The sequence below is a fragment of the Bradyrhizobium roseum genome, from assembly GCF_030413175.1.
Taxonomy (GTDB): domain Bacteria; phylum Pseudomonadota; class Alphaproteobacteria; order Rhizobiales; family Xanthobacteraceae; genus Bradyrhizobium; species Bradyrhizobium roseum.
The window spans coordinates 2,870,840-2,888,032 of sequence record NZ_CP129212.1 but is presented as its reverse complement, the minus strand read 5'-3'; the positions used below and the strand labels follow the sequence as shown (position 1 = coordinate 2,888,032).

At 64.4% G+C, this 17,193-nt stretch carries 18 protein-coding genes; 12 read left to right on the top strand and 6 right to left on the bottom strand.

The window, feature by feature from the left end; all coding sequences use genetic code 11:
* Window positions 1-118 precede the first annotated feature (118 nt).
* From QUH67_RS13640 to QUH67_RS13590, 11 genes are all read left to right on the top strand, one after another.
* Window positions 119-1,048 carry an NAD(P)-dependent oxidoreductase gene (locus tag QUH67_RS13640; protein WP_300947195.1) on the top strand — a complete coding sequence of 310 codons (930 nt, stop codon included), beginning with the start codon at window positions 119-121 and terminating at the stop codon, window positions 1,046-1,048.
* Window positions 1,049-1,080: 32 nt separating this feature from the next.
* A complete protein-coding gene (locus tag QUH67_RS13635; RefSeq protein WP_300947194.1) occupies window positions 1,081-2,475 on the top strand; it encodes an MmgE/PrpD family protein in 1,395 nt (464 codons plus the stop codon).
* A gap of 67 nt (window positions 2,476-2,542) precedes the next feature.
* Window positions 2,543-3,493: a branched-chain amino acid ABC transporter permease gene (locus QUH67_RS13630; protein WP_300947193.1), complete on the top strand. Its 951-nt coding sequence runs from the start codon at window positions 2,543-2,545 to the stop codon at window positions 3,491-3,493.
* Window positions 3,490-5,268: a branched-chain amino acid ABC transporter ATP-binding protein/permease gene (locus QUH67_RS13625; RefSeq protein ID WP_300947192.1), complete on the top strand. Its 1,779-nt coding sequence runs from the start codon at window positions 3,490-3,492 to the stop codon at window positions 5,266-5,268. The genes QUH67_RS13630 and QUH67_RS13625 overlap by 4 nt, the downstream gene beginning before the upstream one ends.
* A complete protein-coding gene (locus QUH67_RS13620; RefSeq protein WP_300947191.1) occupies window positions 5,255-5,962 on the top strand; it encodes an ABC transporter ATP-binding protein in 708 nt (235 codons plus the stop codon). The genes QUH67_RS13625 and QUH67_RS13620 overlap by 14 nt, the downstream gene beginning before the upstream one ends.
* A gap of 34 nt (window positions 5,963-5,996) precedes the next feature.
* Window positions 5,997-7,253: an ABC transporter substrate-binding protein gene (locus QUH67_RS13615; RefSeq protein WP_300947190.1), complete on the top strand. Its 1,257-nt coding sequence runs from the start codon at window positions 5,997-5,999 to the stop codon at window positions 7,251-7,253.
* Window positions 7,254-7,292: 39 nt separating this feature from the next.
* Entirely contained in the window at window positions 7,293-8,528 is a 1,236-nt protein-coding gene (locus QUH67_RS13610) for an ABC transporter substrate-binding protein (RefSeq protein WP_300947189.1), read from the top strand.
* A gap of 12 nt (window positions 8,529-8,540) precedes the next feature.
* A complete protein-coding gene (locus QUH67_RS13605) occupies window positions 8,541-8,921 on the top strand; it encodes a carboxymuconolactone decarboxylase family protein (RefSeq protein WP_300947188.1) in 381 nt (126 codons plus the stop codon).
* Between the two features lie 15 nt (window positions 8,922-8,936).
* Window positions 8,937-9,710 (top strand): 3-hydroxybutyrate dehydrogenase, encoded by a 774-nt coding sequence (locus QUH67_RS13600; RefSeq protein WP_300947187.1) that lies wholly within the window; start codon window positions 8,937-8,939, stop codon window positions 9,708-9,710.
* A 132-nt stretch (window positions 9,711-9,842) separates the two neighbouring features.
* Entirely contained in the window at window positions 9,843-10,559 is a 717-nt protein-coding gene (locus QUH67_RS13595; RefSeq protein WP_300947186.1) for a GntR family transcriptional regulator, read from the top strand.
* Between the two features lie 59 nt (window positions 10,560-10,618).
* Window positions 10,619-11,590, top strand: a complete 972-nt coding sequence (locus tag QUH67_RS13590) for a tripartite tricarboxylate transporter substrate-binding protein (RefSeq protein WP_300947185.1) — start codon at window positions 10,619-10,621, stop codon at window positions 11,588-11,590.
* Between the two features lie 12 nt (window positions 11,591-11,602).
* Here QUH67_RS13590 and QUH67_RS13585 read toward each other — a convergent pair whose 3' ends face one another.
* The gene (locus QUH67_RS13585; protein ID WP_300947184.1) at window positions 11,603-12,370 is read right to left on the bottom strand and encodes an SDR family oxidoreductase; all 768 of its coding nucleotides are present in this window, start codon (window positions 12,368-12,370) and stop codon (window positions 11,603-11,605) included.
* Between the two features lie 191 nt (window positions 12,371-12,561).
* Between QUH67_RS13585 and QUH67_RS13580 the strand changes: the two genes are divergently transcribed.
* Entirely contained in the window at window positions 12,562-13,413 is an 852-nt protein-coding gene (locus QUH67_RS13580; RefSeq protein ID WP_407080428.1) for an alpha/beta hydrolase, read from the top strand.
* On the opposite strand, the gene QUH67_RS13575 is transcribed toward QUH67_RS13580, so the two are convergent.
* From QUH67_RS13575 to QUH67_RS13555, 5 genes are read right to left on the bottom strand one after another with little or no spacing between them, the layout of a single operon-like run.
* The gene (locus tag QUH67_RS13575) at window positions 13,410-13,781 is read right to left on the bottom strand and encodes a Rieske (2Fe-2S) protein (RefSeq protein ID WP_300947183.1); all 372 of its coding nucleotides are present in this window, start codon (window positions 13,779-13,781) and stop codon (window positions 13,410-13,412) included. The genes QUH67_RS13580 and QUH67_RS13575 overlap by 4 nt on opposite strands.
* Window positions 13,771-14,475 carry an ABC transporter ATP-binding protein gene (locus tag QUH67_RS13570; protein ID WP_300947182.1) on the bottom strand — a complete coding sequence of 235 codons (705 nt, stop codon included), beginning with the start codon at window positions 14,473-14,475 and terminating at the stop codon, window positions 13,771-13,773. The genes QUH67_RS13575 and QUH67_RS13570 overlap by 11 nt, the downstream gene beginning before the upstream one ends.
* Window positions 14,468-15,244 carry an ABC transporter ATP-binding protein gene (locus QUH67_RS13565; RefSeq protein WP_300947181.1) on the bottom strand — a complete coding sequence of 259 codons (777 nt, stop codon included), beginning with the start codon at window positions 15,242-15,244 and terminating at the stop codon, window positions 14,468-14,470. Before QUH67_RS13565 ends, QUH67_RS13570 begins: the two co-directional genes overlap by 8 nt.
* The gene (locus tag QUH67_RS13560) at window positions 15,241-16,290 is read right to left on the bottom strand and encodes a branched-chain amino acid ABC transporter permease (protein ID WP_300947180.1); all 1,050 of its coding nucleotides are present in this window, start codon (window positions 16,288-16,290) and stop codon (window positions 15,241-15,243) included. Before QUH67_RS13560 ends, QUH67_RS13565 begins: the two co-directional genes overlap by 4 nt.
* Window positions 16,287-17,159: a branched-chain amino acid ABC transporter permease gene (locus QUH67_RS13555; RefSeq protein WP_300947179.1), complete on the bottom strand. Its 873-nt coding sequence runs from the start codon at window positions 17,157-17,159 to the stop codon at window positions 16,287-16,289. The genes QUH67_RS13560 and QUH67_RS13555 overlap by 4 nt, the downstream gene beginning before the upstream one ends.
* Window positions 17,160-17,193 lie beyond the last annotated feature (34 nt).

Genomic DNA, 17,193 nt, shown 5'->3' with positions numbered 1-17,193 from the left:
TGGCGACCCTATTCCGGCGCGCCACCGGCTGTCGACAGGAATCTTATGCTTGACAGATTGACTGACAATCTTGAAATTCGGCGAAACGCGACTGGGAACCCGGCGCGGCAAGAACAACATGCGCCCGCTCTCGCGGCGCGACAGGGAGCGAACCATGGCAGGAGAAACAATCGGCTTTGTCGGAACGGGCCGCATGGGCGGACCGATGGCCAGCCGCCTGCTCGACGCTGGCTATTCGCTGTGCATCTACGATGCGCAGCCCGACGCGACCACGGCGCTGGTGGCGCGCGGCGCTCGGCTGGCGAAATCGCCGGCCGAGGTTGCTTCCGCCGCGGATATCGTGCTCGCCAGCCTGCCGACGCCGGACATCGTCAAGGCGGTCGCGCTGGGGCCCGATGGCGTCATTGCCGGAAATCGCGCCACCGTCATGATCGATCTCTCCACCACCGGCCCCGGCGCTGCCAAGCTGATCGCAGCAGGATTTGAGCCGCGCAACATCACGCTGGTCGATGCCCCGGTCAGCGGCGGCATCAAGGGCGCGGTGAACGGCACGCTCGCGGTAATGGTCTCCTGCCCGAAGGCCACCTATGACAAGGTCGAGCCGATCCTGAAGCACTTTGGAAAGCTGTTTTATACCGGCGACAAGCCGGGCACGGCGCAAACGGCCAAGCTCGCCAACAACCTGATGGCGGCGGCTGCGCTCGTCATCACATCCGAAGCAGTCGCGATGGGGGTCAAGGGCGGCGTCAACGCCAAAGTCCTGATCGACATCATCAACGCCAGCAGCGGGCGCAACAGCGCCTCGGAAGACAAATTCCCCCGCGCCGTGCTTCCCGGCACCTTCGATTTCGGCTTCGCCACCGGCCTTTCCTACAAGGACGTCCGGCTCTGCGTCGATGAAGCCGAAGCGATGGGCGTGCCGATGGTCTGCGGCGCCGCGGTGCGGCAGATGCTCGCAATCACCAACGCCAAATTCGGCGCGTCATCCGACTTCACATCGATCGCGAAAGTGCTGGAGGAATGGGCCGGCGTGGAAATGCGCGGCTAACGCGACCCCACCGGCACGCAAGGGACATCGCCATGATCATCGGATCGACCGGATCGAGCGAGGCATCGCTGGCGCGGGCGTTGGCCCGCTCCGCGCTCTCCGTCGATCCCGGCCGCTTCGATGCCGACGTCATCGCCAAGGCGAAAATCTGCCTGCTGGATTTCCTGTCCTGTGCTTTCGAAGCACGAAACCACCCGTGGAGCCGGCAGGCAACCGCCATTGCGCGCGAGGCCAAGGACGGCGCGACCATCATCGGCAACCGCGCCCTCGCCTCACCCGGCGATGCGGCCTTTGCCAATGCCGTGATGGGCCATGGCCTGGTGCGCGAGGACATGCACGCCGCCAGCATCTGCCATCATGGCGTGGTGATCTGGCCGACGCTGCTCGCGCTGTCGGAACGGACACAACTATCAGGCGCGACGTTCCTGGCCGCCGCCATCATCGGCTACGAGACCGGCGCGCAGATCGGACGCGCACTCTTCAACGCCGACCTCGCCCGCCTCTACCGACCGACCGGCCTGGTGGCACCGCTCGGCGCCGCGCTGGCGGGAAGTTTTGCGCTCGGGCTTGGCGAAGATGCCGCCACCAGCGCGATGGCCATCGCCGCCAACACATCCTCGGGCCTGAACGAATGGCCGCGCGCCGGCGGCTCCGAAATGTATTTCCATCCCGGTTTTGCTGCTCGCAACGCGATCGCCGCGATCGAACTCGCCGAGGCCGGCGCCCGCGCCTCGGAAACGATTCTGGAAGGCGAGGCCGGATTGTTCGCTGCCTTCGGCCGCCGGCCCGCTCCCGCGGATATCCGGCTGTTTGCCGGCGCCGGGCCGGAGATCATGGCCGTCTACAACAAGCCGGCTCCCGCCTGCAATTTCGCGCAGACCGCCGCGCAGGCAGCCTTGCGGGTCGCGCGCGAACTCAGGTCATCAGAAGACATCGCAACAATCTCGATCCGTGTCCCGGAGGCGGCCGCCCGCTACCCCGGCTGCGATTCCAAGGGACCGTTCCACAACGCGCTGCAGGCGAAGATGAGCATTCCCTTCAGCGTCGCGGCCGTGCTGGCGCTCGGTGCGCTCGAAGAAGAGAACTATGCTGATATCGGCGAAGCCAGCATTCTAGGCCTCATCGAACGGATCGACCTGCAGAGCGCCCCCGATCTCACCGCCGCTTTTCCGTCGAGGCAGGGTGCCGAAATTCTCGTCGGGCTGCGCAATGGCGCGACGGTCCGGCACCGCCTCGACGATGTCATTGCCGCCACGCCGGATGAAATCCGCGTCCGATTTCGGCAGGCAGCGTCCGGCGTGATCGGCGACGGCGCACGCGATCTGGAAGAGCTGGTCGATAATTGCGTGTCGCTTCCGGACTGCCGTGTCATCGCTGCGCGGTGCCGGCCTGAACCGGCCGAACAAAGGCTGCGGCCGGCTTCATGACCGACAACGACAAAACAAAGATGGGGGAAACAATGTTGAAGCCAAAAACAGCCGGGCGAGGTCAGCGGTGACCCAGGCGCTGGAAGGCTTTTTGCAGGCGCTCTCCGCCGGTCTCCTGATCGGCGCGGTCTACGGCCTGATGTGCGTCGGGCTCGGGCTGATCTTCGGCGTCATGCGGGTCATCAACTTCGCCCAGGGCGATTTCATGATGCTCGGCATGTACGCGGCATTTTACTTCTTCACCGCGTTCGGCGTGCAGGCCGCGTTCGGCAACACCATCGGGCCGTTCGTCGCCATCGTGCTGGCCGGCCCGGTGCTCGCCGTGTTCGGCTACTTCGTCCACCTCACCCTGATTTCACGGGTATCCGGGACGCGCACCTCTTCGCTCGAGGGCGAAGGCCATTATGCCCAGCTCATCCTGACGCTGGGGATCGCGCTCATCCTGCAGAATGGCGGCCTGCTGGTATTCGGTTCGGTGCTGGCCTCGATCCGCACCCCGCTGTCGAGTTCGGCCTGGGAACTTGGACCGATGTTCAATGACATCAGCGTCTTCGTCAACAAGGCCCGTGGCATCGACGCCATTCTCTCGCTGGTGACGATGATCCTGCTGACGCTGATGATCACGCGGTCGCGGCTCGGGAAATCGCTGCGCGCCGCTGCCGACAATCCGACGGCCGCTACCTATATGGGAATCGACGTCGACCGCGCGCACCGCATCGCGTTTGCGCTCGGCACCGGCATCACCGCGATTGCGGGCGGCCTGCTCGCCACCAACTATCCCTTCCATCCCTTTGTCGGCGTCGAATACGTCATCGTGATGTATGCCGGCGTCGTGCTCGGCGGCATGGGCAGCATCATCGGCGCCTTCTGGGGCGGCATGACGATCGGGCTGGTCCAGCAGATGTCGACGCTGATCCTGCCGACGCAATTGCAGAACGCCGCCATATTCGTCGTGTTTCTCCTGATCGTCTTCTTCCGTCCGCAAGGCTTCTTCGGACGCATGGTCGAGAGGACATGATCATGCGCGAATGGCGCTCGCTGCTGCCCATCATCGTCTTCACCGCGCTCTATGCCGCGCTGTCGCTGAGCGTGACCAATTCCTACTACCAACTCGTGATGACGCTGGTCCCGGTCTGGGCGATCTTCGGCCTGTCGTGGAACCTGCTCAGCGGCTACACCGGGCTGATCTCGTTCGGCCACGCCGCGTTCTTCGGCGTCGGCGCCTATGCCGTCGTGCTCGGCCAGATCCATTTCGACCTCTCGCCGTGGATCATGATCCCGATCGCGGCCGTGCTGGGCGGCATTGCTGGCCTGTTGATCGGGTTTCCGACGTTCCGCCTGCAGGGTCACTACTTTGCGCTGGCAATGCTCGCCTACCCGCTCGCCATTCTCTACGTGTTCGAATGGCTCGGCCTGCAGGAAGTGACGCTGCCGATCAAGCGCGAAAATGCCGCCGCCTATATGCAATTCGCCGATCACCGGCTCTACACACTGCTGGCGCTGGCGATGATGCTTGCCACCATTCTCTTGACGCGGGCGGTCGAACGATCGCGCTTCGGCATGGCGCTGCTGGCGATCAAGCAGAACGAAGCTGCCGCGGAAGCCGCCGGGATCAACACGCTGGCCTGGAAACTGCGCGCCGTCACCCTCAGCGGCGCCATCGCCGGCGCGATCGGCGGATTCTACGCGGTCGTGCTGCTGGTGGTCACCCCGCAATCCGTGTTCGGCATGCTGGTGTCGGCACAGGCGCTGACGGTCGCGATGTTCGGCGGCGTCGGAACGGTCTGGGGTCCGGTGATCGGATCCGTCATCCTGATCCCGCTGGCCGAAACGCTTAATGCCGAAGCGGGCTCACGCTTTCCCGGCATCCAGGGCGTGATCTACGGACTCGCCATCATCTGCGTCATCCTGCTGGCGCCGGAAGGCCTGTACTGGAAGATTCGCGATTTCTGGCGCAAACGGTCTGCAACGCCGGTCACCAGCGCGCCCACGACGAATCTCCCCGCCGCTTCCGCCGAACTCGTGCCTCTCCGCCCCACACGGTCCGCCGGGACAGGCGATGTCGTCCTCGAAGTACGTAACCTGTCGCGCTCCTTCGGCGGGCTCAAGGCCGTGCAGGATGTCAGCTTCAAACTACGGCAGAACGAGATCCTCGGCATCATCGGCCCCAATGGCGCCGGCAAGACCACGCTGTTCAACCTGCTGAACGGATTTTTGCGGCCCGACACCGGGCAAGTCCTGCTCGACGGTCGCGAGATGTCCGGCCGCAAGCCGCATGAACTGTGCGAGGCCGGCATCGGCCGCACGTTCCAGATCATGCGCCCATTCCTGCGCATGTCGATCTCGGACAATGTCGTCGTCGGGGCCTATGTCAGCGCCAGGACCGACGACGAGGCAAAGCGACTGGCGGCGGATGCGATCGCCCGTGTCGGCCTCTCGGAAATTGCTGATCGTATCGCCGGCGAACTCACGACCAAGGAACTACGGCTGATGGAGCTGGCTCGCGCGCTCGCCGGGCAGCCGCGCATTTTGCTGCTCGACGAAACGCTCGCGGGCCTCGGGCATGACGAAGCCAACGAGGTCGTAGCGGTGATCCAGCGGCTGGCCCGCGACGGCATAACGATTGCGATCATCGAACACACGATGCAGGCGATGGTCCGCCTGGTCGACAGTTTTCTGGTGCTCGACCACGGCGCCGTCATCGTCGAGGGCGAGCCCGAAGCGGTGACGCGCGACAGCCGCGTCATCGAGGCGTATCTCGGCAAAAAATGGGTGGCCCATGCTCCGCATTGAAGGGCTGACATCCGGCTACTCGGCCATTCCCGTCCTGAACGGCGTTTCGATCAAGGTCGAGGAAGGCCAGTTCGTCGCCATCGTCGGCCCGAACGGCGCCGGCAAGACCACGCTGTTCAAGACCATCTCGGGAATCGTGCGCCCCAGCGCGGGGAAGATCACCTTCGGGGACCACGACCTGCTGTCGATCCAGCCCGCACAACGCGCCCATCTCGGCATCGCCCACGTGCCGGAAGGCCGCCAGGTGTTTCCGTCGCTCACCGTGATGGAAAACCTCGAAATGGGCGCGATGACCGAGGCGGGACGACGCGACTGGAAGCACAACATTCAGCGCATCTTCGAATGGCTTCCGATCCTGGCCGAACGCCGCGGCCAGTTCGCCGGCACATTGTCGGGTGGACAGCAGCAGATGCTGGCGATCGGCCGCGGCCTCGCCTCGTCGCCAAAGCTGCTGATGCTCGATGAACCCTCGATGGGATTGGCACCCACCACCGCCGATTTCATCTTCGAGCGGCTGATCGAAATCCGCCGCCAATCGAAGTTGACGATCCTCTTGGTCGAACAGCGCGTGGCGGAGGCGCTCGAATCCGCCGATCACGGCTATGTGCTCGAAGCCGGCCGTGTCGCGCTCGAAGGCAATAACCAGACCCTGCGGGCGGACGACCGCATCCGCAAGGCCTATCTCGGCATGTAACCAACGACAAACAACAAAATTGGGAGAACGAAAAATGGGCCAGGATAATTCATCCGGAAAAATCTCGAAGACGTCGCTGACGCGGCGAACCGTGCTCTCCGGCGCCGCCGCGATGGGACTGTCGACGGTGGCGCGCGCGCAAGCCCCGGCCGAGGTCAAGGTCGGATTGATCGTGCCGCTGTCCGGCATCTACACCCGCCCCGGCCAGGTGATGAAGATGGGCGCCGAGATGGGCATCGAGCACATCAACGCGCAGGGCGGCATCAAGTCGCTCGGCGGCGCCAAGATGAAGCTGGTCGTGATCGACTGCGGTGACACCACGGAGAAGGCCAAGAATGCCGCGCAGCGCATGGTCGCGCAGGAGACCGACCTCGTGGCAGCGACGGGCTCCTATCTGAGCTCGTTCACGCTCGCCGTCACCGAGGTGACGGAACGCGCGCAACTGCCGGTGCTCACCCTGTCCTATTCGGATCTGCTGACCGATCGCGGCTTCAAGTTCATCTTCCAGACCGCCGCGCCCGCCAGCGTGCAGTCCCAGCTCGGTCTGCCCGAGTTGATGAAGCTTGCGGAAAAGGCTTCCGGCAAGCGGCCGAAGACGGTGGCGATGCTGATGGACAACACCGCGACTTCGGTCGCGACCGCCAAGGCGCTGAAGGAAAAGCTGCTCGCACAGGAAGGCCTTCAGCTCGTCGTCGAGGAAGTCTGGACTCCGCCGCTGGCCGACGCCACGCCACTGATCCAGAAGGTCAGGTCGGCAAGGCCCGATTTGCTGCTGTTCATGCCGAACGCGGTCTCCGACGCCAAGCTCGGCCTTGAGAAGATCAACGAGTTCGGCCTCGGCCAAGGCAAGATCCCGACGGTGTCCTTCAGCATCACCATTGCCGAGCCGGACATGCTGCAAAGCGTCACGCCCGAAGTCGTCCAGGGCATCATGACCATCGTCGCCAACTGGGGCTGCAAGGGGCATGAGGACATCATCGCCGAACTGAAGACCAAGTACAAAGAGCCGTGGGCGACGCAGAACGTCATCTCGACCTATGGCGACATGTGGCTGATGAAGGAAGCGCTTGAAAAGGCGGGCAAGGCCGATCGCCTCGCCGTCGCCGAGGCGTTCCGCACCATGGATGGCGGCCCCGCCAAATACTATCCCGGCGGCCAGTTGAAGTTCGACGAAAAGGGCCGGCGTGTCGGCGCCGGCGTCGTCATCGTGCAGTGGCAGAACGGCGTGCCGGTCACGGTCTATCCGTCCGACCTCGCCCAGGCATCTCCGTTTTGGCCGAAGAAGTCCTGACTACCGATCGTCTCAAAAAACATAAAGGGAGGAAGTGTCATGACGAAAATTACCAAGGCCGCCTTGACGCGGCGCAGCCTGCTGGCCGGCGCATCCGCCGGCCTGCTCGCGACCCGCGCCTGGGCGCAACAGCCGGCAGAAGTGAAGGTCGGATTGCTGGTGCCGGTCTCCGGCCTCTACACGCGCCCGGGCACCGTGATGCGCCACGGCGCGGAGATGGCGGTCGATCACATCAACGCCCAGGGCGGCATCAAGGCGCTCGGCGGCGCCAAGATGAAACTGGTGGTGCTGGATTCCGGCGACACCACCGAAAAGGCCAAGAACGCCGCGCAGCGCATGGTGGCGCAGGAAACCGATATGGTCGCCGCCAGCGGCGCCTATCTGAGTTCGTTCACACTGGCGGTTACCGAAGTCACGGAGCGGGCCAACCTGCCGGTGCTCACCCTCTCCTACTCGGACGCGATCACCGATCGCGGCTTCAAATACGTGTTCCAGACTTCGGCCACCGCGGGCTCGCAGGCGAGGCAGGCCCTGCCCCAGATTGTCAAGCTTGCGGAAACGGCTTCCGGCAAGCGGCCCAAAACCGTTGCCATCGTCACCGACAACACCGCGGCCTCGGTGTCCTCGGCCAAGGCGATGCGCGACGGCCTGCTCGCAGAAAACGGACTGCAGCTGATTGTCGACGAAACCTTCACCCCGCCGCTCGCCGACGCCACCTCGCTGGTGCAGAAAGTCCGCTCGGCCCGGCCCGACCTGCTGTTCTTCCTGCCGACCGTGATTTCCGACGCCAAACTGCTGCTGGAAAAGATGAACGAGTTCGGCCTCGGCCAGGGCAAGATTCCGACGATCTCGTTCGGCATCGCCATCGCCGAGCCCGACATGCTGCAGACCGTCAGCCCGGAATTGCTGCAGGGACTTCTCACCTGCGTCGCCAGCTGGGGCGCCAAGGGGCACGAGGCGCTGATCGCCGAACTGAAGACCCGCTACAAGGAGCCGTGGATGACGCAGAACGCGATCTCCACCTATGGCGACATGTGGGTGATCAAGGACGCGCTTGAAAAGGCCGGCAAGGCCGATCGCGTCGCGGTGGGCGAAGCGCTGCGCACCTTGGATGCCGGTCCCTCGAAATACTACCCGCTCGGCGAAATCAAGTTCGACGAAAAAGGCCGCCGCGTCGGCGCCGGCATGACCATCGTGCAGTGGCAGACCGGCGTTCCAGTCACGGTGTTCCCGCCGCAACTGGCGCTGTCCCAGCCGTTCTGGCCGAAAAACTAGAAGGAAAGCAGCATGGACAAGGCGACTTACGATCGCGGCCTCGAAATCCGCAAGAGCGTGCTCGGTAACGAATTCGTCGACAAGGCGATCGCCTCGGCCGACGACTTCAACCGGCCGATGCAGGACCTGACGACGGAATATTGCTGGGGCTACGTCTGGGGCCGCGACGGCATCACGCACAAGACCCGCAGCTTCCTCAACCTCGCGATGCTGTGCGCGCTGAACCGGCCGCAGGAACTCAAGACCCATATCAAGGGCGCGCTGACCAACGGCGCGACGCGCGAAGAAATCCGCGAGGTGTTCATGCAGGTTGCGATCTATTGCGGCGTCCCGGCCGGCGTCGATGCCTTCCGGAATGCCAAGGAAGTGTTCGCCGAACTGGACAAGAAGTAACCGGGACGCATGCCGATGCTGAAGGACAGATGGGCGCTCGTGACCGGGGCAACGGCAGGTCTCGGCCTCGCCATGGCCGAAAGCCTTGCCGGCGCGGGCGCCAATATTGTCCTGCACGATCTGGTCGAACCGGCCGCGGCGCGGGATCGTCTTCGCGCGCAGTTTGGCGTCGAGGCGATCAGCGTCGCCGCCGACCTGTCGCAGCGCTCCGCCATCGAGACCATGATGGCGGACCTGCTCACCCGCATCGGCGGCGTCGATATCCTCGTGAACAATGCGGTGGTGCGGCATTTCTCACCGGTCGAAGACTTCCCTCCGGAACGATGGGACGAGGCGCTTGCCGTCAATCTGTCGGCCCCGTTCCACCTGATCCGCCTCGCTGTGCCCGGCATGAAGGCGCGAGGCTGGGGCCGCATCATCAACATGGCCTCGATCTATTCGACCCGCGCCGTCGCCGACCGTATCGATTACGTGACCACCAAGACGGCCATCCTCGGCGTCACCCGCGCGGTAGCGATCGAGACGGCAAGAACCGGAGTCACCTGCAACGCGCTCTGCCCGGGCACGCTGCCGACCCCGGCCATCCAGGGAAAGATCGCAGACATCGCCGCCCGCGAAGGCCGCGCCATCGAGGATACCACCAGCGACTATCTGGCCAGCCGCCAGCCGACCCGGCGGTTCATCCCGCTGCAGGCCGTCGGCGCGATGGCGGTATTCCTGTGCAGCCCGGCTGGGCAGGACATCACCGGCGCGACGCTGCCGATCGATGGGGGCTGGTCTGTCGCATGAAGATCGACGCCCGTCTCACATGGCGCGGTCGAGCGCCTCCCATTGGACCAGTCGCCCATGTTCAGATTGCCGGGATGATGATTCTGCCCGTAAATCGCTGTTGAACCCATGGCGGGACCAAGGCGGTAGACAATGGACAAACGCGGTGAACTGCAATCCACGCTCCGGATCGAGGACGTTCCGACCGTCCGCTCGATGGTCGCGCAAAAACTGCGCGAGGCGATCATGTCCGGTACCCTGAAGCCGGGCCAGCGACTGATCGAGCGCGAGCTCTGCGAGATGACCGGCGTCAGCCGCCCCTCGATCCGCGAGGCGCTCCGGCTGCTGGAGGCCGACGGGCTGGTCAACACCGTCCCCCACCGCGGCCCCGTCGTCAGCACCATCAGCCTCGAGGAAGCCAAGCAGCTCTATGCGGCGCGCGCCGTTCTGGAGGGCTTTGCCGGCCGGGAATGCGCACGGCTGCACGATCCGGCCGTCGTACGCCGGATCGGCGACGCGCTGACCAAATTAAAGGCCGCGTTTGCCGACGGCGACCTGATGACGGCGCTGGAGGCCAAGACCGAGTTTTACGCCGCGCTGATCGGTGGCTGCCAGAACGCCTTCATCGAGCGAATGCTCAGGCCACTGCACGACCGGATCACGCTGCTGCGCATCACCTCGATGTCGCAGCCCAAACGGATCAACAAGAGCCTGCGCGAGGTCACCGCGATCTGGCGCGCGATCCAGAGCGGCGATCCCGATCTCGCCGAGAAATGCTGCGTCGATCATATCAATGCGGCGGCGGTCGCCGCGCTCAGCATGATCGAGCAGTCGTCCGCGTCGAACGAAAAGGCGACGGCGGATGAATGACCCGACGACCGTTCGGTCGAACTAAACAAAAAGCGCCAGGGAGGCGACAGGAAACGGCCATGAATTTTGTAAAACGCGTTTTGTTGATGCTGTTGCTTTTGCCGGCACTGCCGGCGCACGCCCAGGATTTTCCGAGCCGGCCGATCACGATGGTCGTCCCCTTCTCCGCCGGTGGCCCGGGTGACGTCATCGCCCGCCTGCTCGGAACGTCGATGAGCGCGACGCTGAAGCAAAGCATCGTGGTCGAAAACGTCGTCGGCGCCGGCGGCACGCTCGGAACCAACCGCGTCGCCAAGGCGGCGCCCGACGGCTACACCATCCTGCTGATGCATGTCGGCCAGGCGACCGCGCCCGCGCTTTACGCCAAACTGCCGTTCGATCCGGTCGGCGATTTTGCCCCGATCGGTCTCGTCACCGACGTGCCGATGATTTTGGTCGCGCGCGCCAATTTCCCGGCCAAGGATTTGAAGGAGTTGGTCTCCTATGTGCGCACGCAAGGCGACAAGGTGACCTACGGCAATGTCGGGCTCGGCTCGGCGTCGCATCTGTGCGGCCTGATGTTCATGAGCGCGATCGAAAGCAAACTGACGCCAATTTACTACAAGGGCGGCGGCCCCGCGCTGAACGACATCATCGCCGGCCACATCGACGTCTATTGCGATCCCGCCACCGGGCCGACGCCCTATATCCAGGCCGGCACCATCCCTGGTTACGCCATCACCAGCAAGAAGCGGGTGCCGACCTTGCCGAACCTCCCGACTGCGGCCGAGGCCGGCGTTCCCAAGTTCGACGTCACAACCTGGTATGGGCTGTACGCGCCGAAGAACACGCCCAAACCGATCGTCGATGCGCTGGTCGGCGCCCTGCAGAAGGCGCTGAAGGACCCTCCGCTGGTCAACCGTTTCGCCGAACTCAGCATGGCGCCGGTCGAGGAAGAGCGCGCCACGCCCGCGGCGCTGGAAAGCTTTCTCAAGGCCGAAATCGTGAAGTGGGACAAGATCATCAAGGACGCCGGCATCACGCCGCAGTAACGATCCGCGGCGTCAAAGACTGACGGTGATCCCGCCATCGACATAGAGCGTGTGGCCGTTGACGAAGGACGACGCCTTGCCGGACAGAAACACGGCCGCACCGACCAGTTCCTCGACATCGCCCCATCGGGCGGCCGGGGTGCGCTTTTCCAGCCAGGTCGAGAACTCCGGGTTGTCGACCAGCGCCTGGTTGAGCGGCGTCTTGAAGTAGCCCGGCGCGATGGCGTTGACCTGCAGGCCGTATTTCGCCCAGTCGGTGCACATGCCGCGGGTCAGGTTCTTGATCGCACCTTTGGTCGCCGTGTAAGGCGCGATACCCGGTCGCGCCAGTTCGCTTTGCACGGAAGCGATATTGATGATCTTGCCCCGGCCGCGCGGGATCATGTGCCGGGCAACGGCCTGGCCGACATAGAACGCGCTGGAGATATTGGTGGCGAGCAATTGCTCCCACTTCTCGACCGGAAAATCCTCCAGCGGGGAACGGAACTGCATGCCGGCGTTGTTGACGAGAATATCGATCGCGCCGATGGTCTGCTCGATCCCATCGACGCCTTCTTTTGCCGCTTGCGCGTTCGTCACATCAAAACCGGCCACCGACACCTTGTGCCCGGCGTCGGTCAGTCTGGCCGCGGCCTTGCCGAGCTTGTCGGCGTCGCGGCCGTTGAGGACGATTTCGGCGCGGTGTTCAGCGAGCCCTTGTGCAAGCGCAAAACCGATGCCTTGCGACGATCCGGTGACCAGCACCCGCTTGCCCGTCAAGTCGAATAGTTCAAATGCCATTTAACGATTCATCCGGCTGTCCCCACCCCCACAAAAGCAGAACAGTCCGGGAAAAGATAGAACCTGGCGTCCGGATTCAAGCCGTTGAGGCCCCGGAATTGCATGGAGCCATCCGGACAGGCGACGCCGGCGATCGTCGCTGGGCAGCGCACTGGTAACGATACACTTTGGCTTCCGCGGGAGTACTGGACGTGACTGATATCTCGAAGGACAAAACGCTCGACCCCCGGCTGAACTGGGGCGCCCTTTCGCAGGCTGAGCGCGACGCCGCCTATGACAACAATGCGGCAGTGAAAAACAGCGCGGCGCTGATCGCCGAGAGGAACCAGCGATCCGAAGCGCTGCGCGCCAGCCGCAAGGCCTTTCTCGATATTCCCTATGGCGACCGCGACAGGACGAAAATCGATCTCTATCCGGCCGCCGACAAGGCCGCACCCTGCCTGGTGTTCCTGCATGGCGGCTACTGGCAGCGCAACTCGCGCGACGTGTTCGCCATGCTGGTCGAGGGCGTCGCCGCGCATGGCTGGTCGGTTGCCATTCCCGGATATTCGCTGGCGCCGGAGGTTTCATTGACCGAGATCGTGAAGGAGATATCGCAGTCGCTCGACTGGCTGGACCGGAACGGCGTATCTTACGGCATCGCGGGGCCGGTCGTGCTCTCTGGCTGGTCGGCCGGCGGCCACCTCGTCGCGATGGCGCTCGACCACCCGCGCGTCGCCGCGGGGCTGGCGATCTCAGGCGTGTACGACCTGGCGCCGATCCGCGATACCGGCCTGAACAACGCGCTGAAGCTGACCGACCGCGAAATCGAAACGCTTTCGCCGCTGCGCCTGCCTGTGGTCCACAAGCGGCTTGCCATCGCCTACGGCGCGGCCGAACTGCCGGCGCTGGTCTTCGACTCGATCAGGCTCCACGAAGCGCGCACGGCCGCGAACGCGCCGGGCGGCCTGTTCCCGATCGAAGGTGCGAACCATTTCAGCATCCTGGAGCACCTGCGGCGGCCTGACGGCGCGCTGGTCGAGATCGCTCGACAGCTGGTTTAATTTACCTGCGGCTTGATCGCGTTCGCATCCATCCAGACCTGATCGTCCCTGATCCGGACCGGGAACAGCCGCAACGGCCGGCCCGGCCAGCCATAGGACATCCGGCCGCTGCGGAGATCAAACGAGGCCGCGTGACGAGGGCAGAACAAGCGTCCTCCCGCCAAATGGCCAAGGCTGAGATCCGCTTGCTCGTGCGGACAGATCCGTTCGCAGGCGACCACGCGGCCTTCGCTCCAGATCAGGATCGCATCGATACCGGTGACGCGGACGCAGACGATGGTCTGCGAAATCAGCCGGCTGAGACCGCAGACCGGAATCCATTGCCCGTCGCCGGACACCTCCGCCGTCTCTGACCGCTTATCCGCCAAGGTAGGCTTTTCGCACATGCTCATTCTCGATCATGTCCGCGCCCGGTCCGGACAGCACGATGCGGCCGCCCTCCAGCAGATAGGCGTAATCGCACATCTCGAGCGCGGCGAACGCGTTCTGCTCGACCAGCAGCACCGTCGTTCCGGCCTCGCGGATGCCGCGGATGATCGCAAAGGTCCGCTCGACGATGTTGGGCGCGAGCCCCAGCGACGGCTCGTCGAACATGATCAGGCGTGGCCGCGACATCAGCGCCCGGCCGATCGCCAGCATTTGCTGCTCGCCACCCGACAGCGTGCCCGCCGCCTGCTTTCGCCGCTCGGCCAGGCGCGGAAACTCGGCATAGATCCGCGCGCGGTCGGCGGCGATCTCCGCCGCGCCGCTGCGCAGATAGGCGCCCATGTCGAGATTCTCCTCGACGGTCATGTGCGGAAACACTTTTCGCCCCTCGGGACAATGCGCGATGCCCGACGCGACCACGCGCGGCGGTTTGGCGCCCGCGATGTCCTTACCCTCGAAGCGCATCGACCCCGAACGCGGCACGACAAGCCCGGAGATCGCGCGCAGCGTCGTGCTCTTGCCGGCGCCGTTGGCGCCGATCAGGGCGACGAGCTGCCCGGCCTTGACCTCCAGCGATATGCCGCGCAACGCGGTGACGCCGCCATAGCCGCATACCATGTCACGGATCTCAAGCACGTGTCGCCCCCTGCCCGAGATAGGCCTCGATGACGGCCGGGTTGCTGCGGATCACGTCCGGTGGACCCTCGGCGATGATCCGTCCGTAGTTCAGCACGACGATCCGGTCGGAGACGCTCATCACCATCGGCATGTCGTGCTCGACCAGCAGGATGGTGACGCCACGATCCCTGATGTTGCGGACCAGTTGTACGAAGGTGTGGGTTTCCGAGGCGTTCATGCCGGAAACGGGTTCATCGAGCAGCAGCATCGATGGCTCGGCGGCGAGCGCCAGCGCCACGCCGACCAGTCGCTGCTCGCCATAGGACAACGAGCCGGCAAGATCGCAGGCACGCCGTTCGAGGCCGACCCATTCGACCAGTTCGCCGGCGCGTTCCCGCAGGCGGCGTTCGGTGGACCGCGCACGGGGCAGACCCAGAATGCCTTCGAAAAGATTGACCCTGCTTTGCCGATGCAGCCCGATCAGCAGATTGTCGTAGACGGTGTCGTTGGGAAAGACGCTGGTGCGCTGGAACGTTCGAGCCAGGCCGAGGCCGGCGATCTGGTGCGGCTTCAGTCCGTTGAGCGCCGTGCCACGATAGCTCACAGCACCGCGGGTCGGCTGCAGAAAGCCCGTGACGACGTTGAAGGCCGTGGTCTTGCCGGCCCCGTTGGGCCCGATCAGGCTGACGATCTCGCCCTCGCCGACCGTAAAATTCATGTCCGAGAGGGCCACCAGCCCGCCGAACTGCACGGCAACCTTCTCGACCGTCAAGGCAGCTGTGCTCATGATGCGTGCTCCTTGGCGTCGCCTTCCGCGAAAGCGGCCGGGGCACGTACGTCGATCCGCTGCTGCGGCCTTGCAAACCGCAGCGCCAGCGACGGCACGATGCCGCGCGGCAGGACGAACAGGATGACGATCAGCACGCCGCCATAGGCGATCCATTGCGCCTCCGGCGCCATGATCGGCCGCAGGAACACCGGCAGCAGCCCGAAGATCAAACCGCCGACGACCGGACCGGCCAGCGAGCCCTTGCCCCCGGTGATCACCATGATCACCATCGTCACGGTATTGATGAAGGCGAACACCTCGGGATCGATGATGCGGATGTAATGCGCATAGAGACTGCCGGCTGCGCCAGCGATTCCCGCCGAGATCACCGCCGCCAGCGTCAGGGTCCTCGTCACGTCGATGCCTACGGACACCGCCAGCGTCTCGTTCTCCATCAGCCCACGCATGGAACGCCCGAAATGCGAATGAACCAGCCGCGAGATCAGGAGATAGGTGACAACCGCGACCGTCAGAACGAGGTAATAGTTCTGCAACTTGGTGCGAAGCGTCAGTTCTCCCAGCCAAGGCAGTCCGACGGTGATGGATGGAATGTTGGTCAGCGCCAGCGGACCCTGCGTGAGTTCGACCCAGTTCAGCGCCACCAGCCGCACCACTTCGGCGAAGGATATCGTCACGATCACGAAATAGGCGCCACGCACGCGGAACGACAGCAGGCCAACGAGATATCCGCAAAATCCGGCGATCACGATCGCCAGCACGAAGCCGACAATCGGCGGCCAGGGAACGTGGACGATGCGCAGGCCGAAGGGCAGGCCGACATCGAAGCCGAGCGAGGTCAACGCGCTGACATAGGCGCCGATGCCGAAGAACGCGATATGGCCGAGGCTGAGCTGGCCGGTGAACCCGAGCAGCAGATTGAGGCTCATCGCGCCGATGATGAAGATGCCGGTCGTGATCAGCGCGTTCATCAGATACGGGTCGCGCAGCCACAGCGGCACGGAAGCCAGCGCGACGACGGAGAGAATGCCGACGGCAGTCTTCATCCGACGCGCTCCGAGCGCGCGAAAAGCCCGGTCGGCTTGAAGATCAGGACCGCAATGATGATGAGGAAACCCATGGCATCGCGGTATCCGGAAGAGACGTAGCCAGCGCCCAGTTCCTCAGCGAGCGCCAGGATGAACCCGCCGATGACGGCGCCGGTGATATTTCCGAGCCCGCCGAGGATCACGATCGCAAACGCCTTGACGGCGGCGAGATCGCCCATCTGCGGGAAGATGACGTAGACCGGCCCCAGCAGCGCGCCGGCGGCAGCGGCAAGGCTGGAGCCGATTGCGAATGTCGAGGTGTAGATGAGGTCGACGTTAACGCCCATCAGCGAGGCGGTGTCCCGGTCCTGGAACGTCGCCCGCATCGCTCCGCCGAGTTTTGTCTTGTTGATCAAAAGATAGGTCACGACGATCAGCATCGCCGCCGAAGCAAGCACGAACAGCCGCAGCCATGACACCGAGACCGGCCCCAGCACCAGCGGCGCTTCGGGAAACGGCGTCGCCACCGATTTAGCCACGCCGCCCCAAATCCACAGCGCGCCGGACTGCATCGCGATCCAGGCGCCGATCATGACCAGCATAGTCGTGTCGATGTCCGAACCCCGCAGCGGCCGCAACAAGGTCAGTTCGATCGCCGCGCCGAGGAGCCAGCCGGCCACGACGGCAAGCGGCAGCGCCAGGAAGAAGTTGACGCCCAGCTGGTGCACCACGATGAACATGATGTAGGCGCCGAACGTGTACAGCACCCCATGCGTGAAATTCACCACGTTCATGATGCCGAAGATCAACGTCAGCCCGATGCCGAGCAGCGCATAGGTGCCGCCGAGCACCAGCATGTTGATCAGATGTTGCAGAAACTGGCTCAAGGTGGCTCCCGAAATCCATAGGAATCGGGCGAGG

What these genes read in the sequence shown, in the direction of transcription:
- QUH67_RS13590 (WP_300947185.1), top strand. Translation starts at nt 10,619, where the DNA reads ATGAATTTTGTAAAACGCGTTTTGTTGATGCTGTTGCTTTTGCCGGCA.
- QUH67_RS13610 (WP_300947189.1), top strand. Translation starts at nt 7,293, where the DNA reads ATGACGAAAATTACCAAGGCCGCCTTGACGCGGCGCAGCCTGCTGGCC.
- QUH67_RS13635 (WP_300947194.1), top strand. Translation starts at nt 1,081, where the DNA reads ATGATCATCGGATCGACCGGATCGAGCGAGGCATCGCTGGCGCGGGCG.
- QUH67_RS13560 (WP_300947180.1), bottom strand. Translation starts at nt 16,290, where the DNA reads ATGAAGACTGCCGTCGGCATTCTCTCCGTCGTCGCGCTGGCTTCCGTG.
- QUH67_RS13640 (WP_300947195.1), top strand. Translation starts at nt 119, where the DNA reads ATGCGCCCGCTCTCGCGGCGCGACAGGGAGCGAACCATGGCAGGAGAA.
- QUH67_RS13585 (WP_300947184.1), bottom strand. Translation starts at nt 12,370, where the DNA reads ATGGCATTTGAACTATTCGACTTGACGGGCAAGCGGGTGCTGGTCACC.
- QUH67_RS13625 (WP_300947192.1), top strand. Translation starts at nt 3,490, where the DNA reads ATGATCATGCGCGAATGGCGCTCGCTGCTGCCCATCATCGTCTTCACC.
- QUH67_RS13600 (WP_300947187.1), top strand. Translation starts at nt 8,937, where the DNA reads ATGCTGAAGGACAGATGGGCGCTCGTGACCGGGGCAACGGCAGGTCTC.
- QUH67_RS13605 (WP_300947188.1), top strand. Translation starts at nt 8,541, where the DNA reads ATGGACAAGGCGACTTACGATCGCGGCCTCGAAATCCGCAAGAGCGTG.
- QUH67_RS13615 (WP_300947190.1), top strand. Translation starts at nt 5,997, where the DNA reads ATGGGCCAGGATAATTCATCCGGAAAAATCTCGAAGACGTCGCTGACG.
- QUH67_RS13620 (WP_300947191.1), top strand. Translation starts at nt 5,255, where the DNA reads ATGCTCCGCATTGAAGGGCTGACATCCGGCTACTCGGCCATTCCCGTC.
- QUH67_RS13565 (WP_300947181.1), bottom strand. Translation starts at nt 15,244, where the DNA reads ATGAGCACAGCTGCCTTGACGGTCGAGAAGGTTGCCGTGCAGTTCGGC.
- QUH67_RS13595 (WP_300947186.1), top strand. Translation starts at nt 9,843, where the DNA reads ATGGACAAACGCGGTGAACTGCAATCCACGCTCCGGATCGAGGACGTT.